This window comes from Microcystis sp. LSC13-02, from assembly GCA_002282935.1.
In the GTDB taxonomy this organism is placed as follows: domain Bacteria; phylum Cyanobacteriota; class Cyanobacteriia; order Cyanobacteriales; family Microcystaceae; genus Microcystis.
In genome coordinates, this window is the sequence record MTBT01000331.1 from 1 (window position 1) to 10,783 (window position 10,783).

General features: G+C 40.6%; 13 protein-coding genes and 3 pseudogenes. 7 read left to right on the forward strand and 9 right to left on the reverse strand.

From position 1 onward, the window contains the following. Positions 1–295 precede the first annotated feature (295 nt). Positions 296–1,162, reverse strand: a complete 867-nt coding sequence (locus BGL89_RS20590) for an alpha/beta fold hydrolase (RefSeq protein WP_286827399.1) — start codon at positions 1,160–1,162, stop codon at positions 296–298. 136 nt (positions 1,163–1,298) lie between these two features. Here BGL89_RS20590 and BGL89_RS21565 point away from each other — a divergent pair. Then, a pseudogene (locus BGL89_RS21565) lies at positions 1,299–1,535 on the forward strand (ABC transporter ATP-binding protein); the annotation flags it as partial. Between the two features lie 79 nt (positions 1,536–1,614). Here BGL89_RS21565 and BGL89_RS20600 read toward each other — a convergent pair. The 4 genes from BGL89_RS20600 to BGL89_RS20615 form a co-directional block, all read right to left on the reverse strand. Continuing rightward, positions 1,615–2,364: a hypothetical protein gene (locus BGL89_RS20600; RefSeq protein ID WP_271955764.1), complete on the reverse strand. Its 750-nt coding sequence runs from the start codon at positions 2,362–2,364 to the stop codon at positions 1,615–1,617. A 153-nt stretch (positions 2,365–2,517) separates the two neighbouring features. Then, on the reverse strand, positions 2,518–2,751 hold the full coding sequence (locus tag BGL89_RS20605; protein ID WP_045360056.1) for a hypothetical protein: 234 nt from the start codon (positions 2,749–2,751) through the stop codon (positions 2,518–2,520). Further along, positions 2,744–3,040 (reverse strand): hypothetical protein, encoded by a 297-nt coding sequence (locus tag BGL89_RS20610; protein ID WP_002794687.1) that lies wholly within the window; start codon positions 3,038–3,040, stop codon positions 2,744–2,746. The genes BGL89_RS20605 and BGL89_RS20610 overlap by 8 nt, the downstream gene beginning before the upstream one ends. A 33-nt stretch (positions 3,041–3,073) precedes the next feature. Then, on the reverse strand, positions 3,074–3,196 hold the full coding sequence (locus BGL89_RS20615) for a hypothetical protein (protein WP_286827401.1): 123 nt from the start codon (positions 3,194–3,196) through the stop codon (positions 3,074–3,076). A gap of 152 nt (positions 3,197–3,348) precedes the next feature. Between BGL89_RS20615 and BGL89_RS20620 the strand changes: the two are divergent. From BGL89_RS20620 to BGL89_RS20645, 6 genes and pseudogenes are all read left to right on the forward strand, one after another. Then, a pseudogene (locus BGL89_RS20620) lies at positions 3,349–4,283 on the forward strand (ABC transporter ATP-binding protein). Between the two features lie 97 nt (positions 4,284–4,380). Continuing rightward, a complete protein-coding gene (locus BGL89_RS20625) occupies positions 4,381–5,322 on the forward strand; it encodes an ABC transporter ATP-binding protein (protein WP_286827403.1) in 942 nt (313 codons plus the stop codon). Next, a complete protein-coding gene (locus BGL89_RS20630) occupies positions 5,312–6,142 on the forward strand; it encodes an ABC transporter permease (protein ID WP_286827404.1) in 831 nt (276 codons plus the stop codon). The genes BGL89_RS20625 and BGL89_RS20630 overlap by 11 nt, the downstream gene beginning before the upstream one ends. A 2-nt stretch (positions 6,143–6,144) precedes the next feature. Next, the gene (locus BGL89_RS20635) at positions 6,145–7,671 is read left to right on the forward strand and encodes a GldG family protein (protein WP_286827405.1); all 1,527 of its coding nucleotides are present in this window, start codon (positions 6,145–6,147) and stop codon (positions 7,669–7,671) included. A gap of 48 nt (positions 7,672–7,719) precedes the next feature. Continuing rightward, positions 7,720–8,340 (forward strand): Uma2 family endonuclease, encoded by a 621-nt coding sequence (locus tag BGL89_RS20640; RefSeq protein WP_002753823.1) that lies wholly within the window; start codon positions 7,720–7,722, stop codon positions 8,338–8,340. Between the two features lie 113 nt (positions 8,341–8,453). Next, complete coding sequence (locus BGL89_RS20645) at positions 8,454–9,029, forward strand: Uma2 family endonuclease (protein ID WP_286827406.1); 576 nt, start codon at positions 8,454–8,456, stop codon at positions 9,027–9,029. A 331-nt stretch (positions 9,030–9,360) separates the two neighbouring features. On the opposite strand, the gene BGL89_RS20650 is transcribed toward BGL89_RS20645, so the two are convergent. The 4 genes and pseudogenes from BGL89_RS20650 to BGL89_RS20665 all read right to left on the reverse strand — a co-directional run bounded on the left by BGL89_RS20650 (position 9,361) and on the right by BGL89_RS20665 (position 10,595). Continuing rightward, positions 9,361–9,600, reverse strand: a complete 240-nt coding sequence (locus BGL89_RS20650; RefSeq protein ID WP_002751846.1) for a hypothetical protein — start codon at positions 9,598–9,600, stop codon at positions 9,361–9,363. A gap of 2 nt (positions 9,601–9,602) precedes the next feature. Next, positions 9,603–9,839 (reverse strand): hypothetical protein, encoded by a 237-nt coding sequence (locus BGL89_RS20655; RefSeq protein WP_004161776.1) that lies wholly within the window; start codon positions 9,837–9,839, stop codon positions 9,603–9,605. Between the two features lie 124 nt (positions 9,840–9,963). After that, a pseudogene (locus BGL89_RS20660) lies at positions 9,964–10,053 on the reverse strand (LamG domain-containing protein); the annotation flags it as partial. Positions 10,054–10,112: 59 nt separating this feature from the next. Next, on the reverse strand, positions 10,113–10,595 hold the full coding sequence (locus BGL89_RS20665) for a hypothetical protein (protein ID WP_286827407.1): 483 nt from the start codon (positions 10,593–10,595) through the stop codon (positions 10,113–10,115). Positions 10,596–10,783 lie beyond the last annotated feature (188 nt).

Below are 10,783 nucleotides of genomic sequence, written 5' to 3' on the forward strand. Positions count from 1 at the left end.
TATTCTTTAACACTCGAAAATCAGGAACTTGAACCCGTAGTAACCGCATTGTCAAAACTCCCGTAATCCTATCCTCTTGCTCATCTGCTTACCGCAGCTCACGGGGAAAAGGGAAACAATCTCTTATACTACCAGCCAAATTCCAGCAGATTTTTTCAGAAAAACCCTTGACAAATCCCCGCACTTGACAGATACTTATATGTAGAATGGGAATCCGTGCCTGCCTGCAAACCCTCTTTTTTCAGGTCAGATAAGCGTCAAGAAAATAAAAACCTGATAACCGGTCCCTAACTACCTATAAGCTTTTCAACCAATCACTAATCAACCGGTTAACCTCTGTGGGAATTTCATCGTGGGGACAATGACCAGCAGTGAGATAATATTCTGTCAGAGAAGGATAGTATTGACGGAATTTGGCCCCGCGTTCCCTAGTATTCATCCAAGGGTCCCCTTCACCCCATAACATCAACAGGGGACAGCTTAACTTTTGCAGGAGAATATCCACATTTTCCCCCCGGGGAGATTTAAACACAGAAGCAAAAACTTTGGCTGCTCCCGCATCCAGGGAAGGACGACGGATATCTTCTATTAACTGCTCGGTAATGGCACTGCGATCGAGATATACTTTCTCTAGGGTTTTGCGGATAGTTTTGGGTTGACGGGTATAGAGAAATAAGAGATAACTGGCCCAAGGTTGCAGCAGCATCGATCGCAGTAATTTTTGTGCTAAATTAGGCTGACGATTGCTTTCTGTATCGCTAAAGGGACCGGCGCTATTGAGGAGAATTAATCCCCGAACATTCTCGGAATGATTAGCAGCCACACAGAGAGAAGCGTAACCCCCCAGAGAATTACCCGCTAAAACCGTCGGTTGGCCGACAACTTCCTTGATAAAATCATTTAATTGTTGCTGCCAAAGATTGCCACTATAGACAATATCCGGTTTAGCTGATCTACCAAATCCTAACAGATCGATCGCCCATACCTCCCATTCTGAGGCTAAACCTTGCACATTTTTTCGCCAATGGTCGGTGGAAGCGCCAAAACCGTGGACTAATAGTAATGGGGGTTTTCCCGCAACTCTAGCACCCGCTTGCACATAGTGTATAGAATTTCCTTGCCATTGCCAATTTTGCCTTGTCGTCAGAGCAGCTGTATTCATCTGCTGTTTTGTTAAGTAATGTGAATAATTCTTAGTCTAACCGATTGAGAAACTGGAGACAAAGCTAGAGATTTTTAGCCAAACCCCTTGACTGAAAACGGGACTTGACATATACTTATATATATAGTGGGAATCCGTGCCTGCCTGCAAACCCTTCATTTTTGGGCAAATAACCCTAAAAAACACTCTCAAAAAAATCTTGAGCGGGATTAATCTGCTGGTATTGGTGGCTAACCCCAGAGAATTACTCCTGAATTACTGGGACAGTTTTTTGCTAATTCTGATAACAGCTATGAAGATTTTGACGATTTTACAGGGATTAATCGACAAAAATCCCTTAACTGAGGCGGATCTAGAAGAATTACTAGCGATCGTGGTTATCCGAGCTTCATCTACCCCATCAGTGTCAACCGATTCAACTATCTCTAATACAGCTTTTTGCGCTTCATTCATTATTGCCTTTCTCCGTGATAATTTTCTAGCCTTACATCCATAGGACTGTGATTAAGCAAGGAATTTAAAGAAAGCGCCCGAACCTCTAGCTTGTCGGGAAGCGCATCTAGCTCCTCTTGATCTTCCTTGAACATTTCAGTGAATTCGTCGTCTAATCTTTCGTACTCCGAATAAAGAGACAGCAAATCACCCTTAACATAAGGCGATTCCCATTTAATTACTAACGCCCCTTCATTTTCCGACTCGTACCCCACTAAAATCAAAACTTCCGAGCCAAAAAAACCAATCGTTTCAAAATCTTGCTGATCCCAAAAAATACCTTCAACAAAATCCTCTTTGTTGGTAATAATAATCTCGACTTCTTTAAAACCATCAGCTAGGGAAAAAACCAAGTCAGTATCTTGGTTTGGCCACTTTTTGACGTGGTGCATTTGACCGCTGACAATGCCTATCGGTAAAGGCTGTAACTCACCTGTTAAAAAACTGCATTTACCAAGGCTTTTCTTGTCTAAATTAGCGCAACGACCGCATCCATACCAAATCATATAAACCTCAAAATTGAACAGTAAATTAGCCGAAGACATTCGCGATAAATCGACCGAACTGGGAGCGTGGTCTAAAATCTCCACACCCCACCCCCGATCCACTGGGTACTCGGAAGAAAAACTAAAAGTAGTATTGTCACCCATTTTTAACACCTCGATCGGTGACGAACGGGTTAAAGACTTGGGAATTTCTAAGGTTTTCACGGCAGATTGATAAATATAGCGTTTCTGATTCAGAAGAGGTACATTTCCGATCCTGAACAGTTTAATCAGCAAAGGTTTAAGTGTGCCGCACAGATGCGAGAACCGCTATCAATATTTATTGTGCTCTCAAACCTTTTGACTCTTCGGTTTGTCTTATGCAACGTACAGGTTTATAAAGTATGAAACTCTTATAGAAAAAGACATTGCCGCGATTTTTGTCAATTGTTTGCGGTCGCTAATTTTAGCCTCCAAAAGTTTTTCGCCATCTTGGAATTGAACGAAAATAAACTTTTCATCTTCGGATGATTCTGGTTCACCGATCGCATCTCCCCCATCGGTGTAAACCGATTCAACTATCTCTAATACAGCTTTTTGCGCTTCATTCATTATCGTCTTCATCCTCCGATTCTATAGGAAAATTTTCGGGAGAATAAAGCAAAGCAAAACTTTCAAAATAGGGGCCTATCGCCTCCTCATAATCCGAATGCGTTCGCAGTTTAGAAAATTTACCCCGATCAAAATCTGCCTTGATAGTGCTGACGATTCCGGCCAAAGGTTCGGGATAAACAGGACTAGCGCCTTCATGACTCGAAGCCATTCGCGAAAAAACATCGCCGTCTCCTGCCACCAGTCCCCTAAACAAATTTTTGACAAAACTTTCTAAACGTGGATCCATAAATTTCCTCACTTCGACAAGGCTCAGTGACCTCTAATTTTCCTCCATTTCCATAATAGCAATTCCTTTTTCTCTGGTTACTTTCTTCACTTTAAACCCAGTAAAAGCAGGAGAGATTTTTGGCCAAACCCCTTGACTGAAAACGGAACTTGACATATACTTATATATACAGTGGGAATCCGTGCCTGCCTGCGAACCCTTCATTTTTGGGCAAATAACCCTAAAAAACACTCTCAAAAAAATCTTGAGCGCGATTAATCTGCTGGTATGGGTGGCTAACCCCAGAGAATTACTCCTGAATAACAGCTATGAAGATTTTGACGATTTTACAGGGATTAATCGACAAAAATCCCTTAACTGAGGCGGATCTAGAAGAATTACTAGCGATCGGGCGGAACTATTAACGATTCTCTGGCCGCGAGTCTGGCAAAAATGTCAGGAGTTAGGGATAAATCAGCCAAATCAGATTTTGATCAGCTGTTGGCGCTTCTGGATTCCCTGGGCGCTACAGCTACGCAACCACGCAAAACCGTTGATTCAAGGCATTTTGGCCCCCCAAGGCACGGGGAAGACCACTTTAACATCCATAATGTCGATTATTTTAGCCTATTTTGATTTAAAAGTAAATAATCTCTCTTTAGATGATATTTATAAGACCTATAATGAGCGAATAAAATTGCGTCAAAAGGATAAAAGATTGCGCTGGCGTGGTCCACCGGGTACTCATGATATAGAATTAGGAATTAAAGTTTTAGAACAGGTTTGTCAGCAAGAAAGTCCGATTTTAATCCCGCGTTTTGACAAGTCCCTGCATCGAGGACAAGGAGATAGAATTGCACCGGAACAAGTGGAACGAGTTGATATTCTTTTTTTCGAGGGTTGGTTTGTGGGCATGAATCCAATAGAGGAAACAGTCTTTGATCATGCCCCCGATCCGATTAATAGCGAAGAAGACCGACAATTCGCTAGGGATAATAATCAAAGATTGCGGGAATATCTACCCCTCTGGTCAAAAATCGATCGCTTACTGATTCTTTATCCCCTTGACTACCGTTACAGTTTACAATGGCGACAGGCAGCCGAAGCAAAAGGAGGTATGAACGCATCAGAAATCGAGGAATTTGTCAAGTATTTTTGGAAAAGTTTACATCCGCAATTATTTCTCCCACCCCTGCTCAAACAAGCGCATCTAGTGGTAGAAATTAATCGGGATCATAGTCTGGGAAAAATCAGTAATCAGTGAAAAGAAAGCTCCGAACTTGTCACTTAACACTATTGACTGAAAACTCACATCTGATAACTGATAACTGATAACTGATAACTGATAACTGATAAAGCTTATGATTGAAGTCGAACATCTGAGTAAAATTTATGGTTCTACCGCGGCAATCAGTGACGTGGATTTTACCGTAGAAAAAGGAGAAATACTCGGTTTTTTGGGACCAAATGGAGCTGGAAAAACCACGACTATGAGGATTTTATCTGGTTATATTTCTGCCACAACAGGAACAGCAAGGATAGCAGGATACGATGTACATCAACAATCCTTAGAAGTGCGTCGTCGCATTGGTTATCTTCCCGAAAATCCCCCCTTGTATCCAGAGATGACCGTAGAAAGTTTTCTGGATTTTGTCGCACGGATTAAAGGCATCTCATCGGGGGATAGAAAAGCGCGGGTAGATTTAGTTTTAAGCAAATGTCAGTTACTAGAAAAAAGAAAAATTATTATCCGCAAGTTATCCAAGGGTTATAAACAGCGTGTGGGAATTGCCCAAGCGATCATACACGATCCACCAGTAATTATTTTAGATGAACCGACAGTAGGATTGGATCCGAAACAGATTATCGAGGTGAGAAATCTGATTAAAAGTTTAGCGGGAGAACATACAATTATTCTCTCCACTCATATTTTACCAGAAGTGAGTATTACCTGCGATCGAGCGACAATTATTAATCGGGGTCGCATCGTGGCCAATAATATTACTACCGCTACCCCTGCCAGTTCCAGTTATGAAATTGAGATTGAGGGTGATAGGGATTCCCTGCTAGAAATCCTTCAACAACTGCCGCAAGTCGAGCAAGCGGCAAAAGTCGGCGATAACCTGCTCAAAATTGTTGGTCAAGTGGGAACAAACTTAGGGGCAGAACTTGCTAGAATAGTTGTCAACAATGGTTATAACTTATTAGAAATGCGTCGCACCCGTAAAACCCTAGAAGATATCTTTCTGGAAGTAATCGGCAGTGGGGAAAATAACCACCAGGAGGAGAGGCATGATCAATAATATCTGGGCGATTTTTCGCAAGGAATTTCAAAGCTATTTTACGGCTGCCAATGCCTATATCATTATGGGGATATTTTGGTTAGTAGCAGGATTTTTCTTTAACTCCCTTCTCTACGGCATTATTCTCGATATTAGTATCCAGGAACAATCGGGATTTCTGGTAGCCAGAGATATGGTATCTGAATTTATGACCACTTTCATCGGCATGATTTTATCCTCTTTATTGTTGGTAATTTTGCCAGCCCTGTCTATGGGATTATACGCAGAGGAAAAAAAACAGGGAACCCTAGAACTTTTAGCCACTTCCCCCCTGACTAATTGGAGTATAGCGATCGGTAAATTATTGGGAGTGCTGGCCTTTTTTACTGTGATGATTACCCCCCTGTGGATTTACGAAATAGTGTTTTTTAGTACCGCAGTTCCCCCGGTGAATATAGCCAGTATTTTACTAGCTCATCTAGGATTAATTTTACTAGCAGCGGCCATCCTAGCCCTTGGGATGTTTATCTCATCCCTCACCAATAGTTCTATCCTTGCTTACATCATCACCTTTATCACCATCTTATTTATCTGGATACTGGATGTAATTGCTAACAATGCCGAAACCTTCTTTCGAGATCGCATCGGAGGAGAAGTGGGAGAACAGATCGGATTTTTCCTGAAAGAATTGCTCTCCCATCTATCTTGGTATCAACCCTTTAACAATTTCGTGCGGGGAATTTTTGACAGTAGTAGTTTAGTCATCTTCCTCAGTTATATTCTGCTGGGAATCTTCCTAACTACTCAAGCGATCGAAGCAGACCGTTATCAAAGAAACTAACTATGAGATACTGGCAAAAATACAGTAAATTTCTCTATATACCCGCCCTCTTTCTGGGTAGTGCCGGCTTAACAGTAGGGTTAATCTCCGGTCAATGGTCATCCCTCTCTCTGGGGTTATTAATTGCTGGGGCTATTTTGTTTCTAGGGTGGCTGTTGTTATTAGTAACCACTGCCAAAGACTTTTGGCAAAAAAGAAGTACCCGCACCGGCACTCAAACCCTCATTACTACTATTATTGTCCTCAGCGTTATCGGTTTAATTAACTTTCTCGCCCTCCGTTATCCCTATCGAGTTGATTTAACCGAAAACCAAATCTTTAGTTTATCCCCCCAAACCGAAAGACTATTAACCAATCTGTCAAAACCCGTCAAAGTCTGGATTTTTTCAACCCGGGGAATCAGTGCCAACGAACAGGAACTTTTAGCCAATTATCAACGCAAAAATCCCCAATTTCAGTACGAGATAGTTAACCCGGAGAAAAAACCCAATATTGTCCAAGAATTTAAAAAACTAGCTGATGATAATCTGTCCAGAGTCTATCTACAGTATGGTGAAAAAAAACAACCCCTGAAAACTATTAGTGAACAGGAAAGTCTCACCGAAGCGAAACTGAGTAACGCTATCGAAACCGCTAAAACTAATCGCACTTTAACCGCTTACTTTCTGCAAGGTCATGGAGAAAATGCCATCAAAGAACCTCAAGGAGGTTTAGGACAAGCAGTCAATAGTTTAGAAGCAAAAGGTTATCAAGTAGAACCACTTAATCTAGTGGAACGTTCCACCATTCCCAATAATGCCGATGTCATTATTATTGCCAGTCCCAAAAGAAAAATATTTCCCCAAGAAGTCACCGCTTTAAAAAACTATCTCAATCAAGGGGGCAAAATTTTATTACTGATTGACCCCCAAACCGAAACCGGATTAGAACCCTTATTAACCCCTTGGGGTGTGAAACTAGATAATCGGATTATTATTGATGCTTCCGGTGCTGGGGAAATTATCGGTTTAGGTCCGGCTAGTCCCATTATTACCAATTACGGTAATCATCCCATTACTCGCGATTTTGCTAACGGTATTTCTATCTTTCCCTTTGCTCGTCCCATCGCTACCGTTCCCGTCGAAGGAATTGAAGCCGTATCTTTAATGATTACTAATGATAAAATGTGGGCTGAGAGTGATTTAAATGATCAGAATCTCCAGTTTAACCCTGAAAAAGATTTAGCTGGCCCTTTTGATCTAGGAGTTGCTCTGACGGGAAAAAAAGGTAAATTAATTGTGATTGGTAATGCCAGCTTTGCCAGCGATGGACTATTTGAACAACAGTTAAACGGAGATATATTTTTAAATTCTGTGCAGTGGTTAGCCAGTGGTGAAACAGCCACCTTATCTATCCGGGCCAAGGAACCAGAAAATAGAAGAATTAATTTAAATCCCCTGCAAGCTAACGCTATTTTTTGGATAGGGATGGTAGTGATGCCTTTAGTGGGATTTACCCTAGCCGGATTGACTTGGTGGCAACGTCGTTAATCGAGTTAGAATCTAGAAAGATCATCTCTCTTATTCCCCCTAACTGCCATGACCACAACCCAAACTATCCCCCAATTGTTGACTTTTGATGACTATATCAATCAATATCCCGATGATGGACAACAATACCAATTAATCGCAGGAAAATTATTGGCTATGATGCGACCGATCGGAAAACACGAAGAAATTGGCGGATTTGTTTCTGGAACCCTATTCTTAGAGATAAATCGGCAGCAATTGCCCTATTTTATCCCCAATACTGCCGCAGTAAAACCCCTTCGCCCCCATACAGGTTATCTACCCGATATTATTGTCTTAGACAGAGAAAATCTAGTTAATGATCCCTATTGGGAAACCGCTTCCTCAATTTCTCTGGCAACATCAGCTAAATTAATTATTGAAATTGTCAGTTCCAATTGGCGAGATGATTATCTGAAAAAATTCGACGACTACGAACAATTAGGAATTGCTGAATATTGGATTATCGATTATTTAGCCAAAGGTTCGGCCCGATATATCGGCAGCCCCAAAGAACCCACCATTTCTATCTATCAATTAATCGATGGAGAATATCAAGGTAATTTATTTAAACAGGATCAACGTCTTATTTCAGGGGTTTTTCCAGAGTTAAACCTCACTGCTAATCAAATTTTTCGTGCTAGAGCTTAAAGAAAAACCCGTATTTTTAGATTAGACTTATGGCAAAAATCAAAAACTTACCTGAGAGTCAGGAGTCAGAAGCTTATAATAGAAAATAACTCAAGATCGGAGAAATCAATCTAATGTTTGCCACAACAGAAGATAAACAAGCCCTTTCCCTCGAAGTATTTCTTGCCCTTCCAGAAACTAAGCCTGCTAGGGAATATTATCATGGAATTGTCACTCAAAAACCTATGCCCAAAGGAAAACACAGCATCTTACAATTTGAGTTAGCCTCTGCCATTAATCAACAGGCTAAACCTCAAAAATTAGCTTATGCTCTACCTGAATTGCGTTGTACTTTTGCAGAACGTTCAATTGTGCCAGATATTGCGGTGATTCGTTGGGAGAATTTGCCAAGAGATATAGATGGAGAAATGGCCGATCAATTTTTACGTTATCCCGATTGGATTATTGAAATTATGTCTCCTGAACAATCTGTTACCTTAGGGATGGAAAAGATTATTTTCTGTTTACAACAAGGAACAGAATTAGGTTGGTTGATTGATCCTTCAGCAAAGTCAGTCACCGTTTTTCAAACAGGATTACCGAAAGTACATATTGCAACTGAAGGAAATAATGAGCCTTTAGCAGTGATTAAAGGATTAGAACGTTGGTCAATATCAGCAGTGGATATTTTTGCTTGGCTAAAGGTTTAATTTGTTCTGTCAGCATCGTTTGGTTTATCAGTTTATTCCAGAAGAGTAAAGTTATCAAAGTTATAGGGATGTGGACTCATTATGAATAACCCCTCTTATTTATTTTATACTGGTAGCATTAATGATTGATTTGGATTGTAAAAATTAGGAACATGAAAAGCCTATGGTATAAGACTTTTGCCTTCCGCAAAGCGGTATAAATACCCTCAAGATAACATAAGAATATGATATAAAGCCCCTACTCAATTGACTGAATGAAGGGGCATTTATGGTATTTTAGATGCAATTTAGCTGACTTTTGTGGTTTCTTTTTCGGTGGATTGGGAAAGTTCTAGTTAGCAACTGATAATAAAGCTTCTTCTATTGGCTTTGGTAACTCAATAGCATGAAACCGATTCACAGAAAAAGCGTAATCTTCACCACTTTCATCAATAACCCGAATTAGACTGTTTATTTCTGCTGTCTCATCAGGGATAACGCGGTATATTTTGCCAACTTCTAGTGAAGCTTCGTAGCCTTCATTATTGAGACAAACTGCGAACTTATTTGTTGGAGATGACTCTATTTTCATGGTCAATCTAGAAACGGTAACTTGAGCTTAAATTCTTTTTTGCCGATGCCATGAGCTTCGTACCAATGGACTTCAGCTAACCTTACTATACCATTGGGAAGCTGAACTTGGGCTATGCCCTTTAATTTTCTCCATTTACCTTTGCCATACTGTTTTTGCAACCGTTCCCGATTACGAATTCCCGTTCCTGTGGCAATAATCTCGATATTCGTGATATCGCTGATAATCTCAAAGTCCACGATCGATCAATCAATCTTAAAGAGTGGCCTTTCATTATAGCATCTATTGCCAAAAAAGAGATATAAAAAAACAAACCCCCCTCAAGATTGATTGAAGGGGCATTTATGGTATTTTAGAAGCAATTTAGCCAACTTTTGTGGTTTCTTTTTCAGTGGATTGGGAGGATTTTAGTTTGCGCTTCAGGGTTGCACCTGCGCCTAGAGTACCGAGGGCAAAATTTTACTACAGCACTTGCCGCTCGACTTTTTAACTGAATTTCAAAGTCAGCTAGATTAACGAGCAGGCTGAAGAGTCAGCCTTCTACTATTCCCTTGAAACCGATGGGTAGTTGTTCTTTCGCATATAACAATTGGGAAATTGCTCGGTGTACGCATAATGACAATCGCCATATCTAAATTCCAGTTGTCGGCTGTTTGAGGAAAACTCTCTTGCGAAACATGCTCAATCTCGCAAAATTCAACCTGATTGGCTGAAGTCAACGCAGGAAGGTCGATTCTGTAACGATTTAATGAATTGTTGGGTAGATTTCTCCTTGACGTGATGTTGTCAAATCTTTGTAGAGGACTGCCTTGAAGTTTAATATAAAAATTGGCATAGCTTCCCCCCCTCAGATCATCTCCGCCAGTAAACAAAATGATATCCAAGGGGGCACTCAAAGCTACAGAAGGGAAAGCACAAATACTACTCAGGGTCAGTAATCCAACGGCAACTCTCCTCAAAGCTGTTCGGTATTTAAATTTGCTTTGGACACTCATGTTACACACTCCGTCAATGGTGATTTGAGTCTAATATAAACATACCCTTCCCCCCCCCGAATTGTATCTTATATTACAATTTTATAAATATTTATATTTTTTTTGGCTCTTCGTTACCCTTTATGCTAAATCAACAGACAAGATGCCAAGACAACATACTTCTAACCCAAAAATTCCGAAAGTTTCTA

Bases quoted from the DNA above. Each gene is read 5' to 3' on its own strand.
- BGL89_RS20590 (WP_286827399.1), bottom strand. From the start codon at position 1,162: ATGAATACAGCTGCTCTGACGACAAGGCAAAATTGGCAATGGCAAGGA.
- BGL89_RS20605 (WP_045360056.1), bottom strand. From the start codon at position 2,751: ATGAATGAAGCGCAAAAAGCTGTATTAGAGATAGTTGAATCGGTTTAC.
- BGL89_RS20610 (WP_002794687.1), bottom strand. From the start codon at position 3,040: ATGGATCCACGTTTAGAAAGTTTTGTCAAAAATTTGTTTAGGGGACTG.
- BGL89_RS20615 (WP_286827401.1), bottom strand. From the start codon at position 3,196: ATGTCAAGTTCCGTTTTCAGTCAAGGGGTTTGGCCAAAAATCTCTCCT.
- BGL89_RS20625 (WP_286827403.1), top strand. From the start codon at position 4,381: ATGATTGAAGTCGAACATCTGAGTAAAATTTATGGTTCTACCGCGGCA.
- BGL89_RS20630 (WP_286827404.1), top strand. From the start codon at position 5,312: ATGATCAATAATATCTGGGCGATTTTTCGCAAGGAATTTCAAAGCTAT.
- BGL89_RS20635 (WP_286827405.1), top strand. From the start codon at position 6,145: ATGAGATACTGGCAAAAATACAGTAAATTTCTCTATATACCCGCCCTC.
- BGL89_RS20640 (WP_002753823.1), top strand. From the start codon at position 7,720: ATGACCACAACCCAAACTATCCCCCAATTGTTGACTTTTGATGACTAT.
- BGL89_RS20645 (WP_286827406.1), top strand. From the start codon at position 8,454: ATGTTTGCCACAACAGAAGATAAACAAGCCCTTTCCCTCGAAGTATTT.
- BGL89_RS20650 (WP_002751846.1), bottom strand. From the start codon at position 9,600: ATGAAAATAGAGTCATCTCCAACAAATAAGTTCGCAGTTTGTCTCAAT.
- BGL89_RS20665 (WP_286827407.1), bottom strand. From the start codon at position 10,595: ATGAGTGTCCAAAGCAAATTTAAATACCGAACAGCTTTGAGGAGAGTT.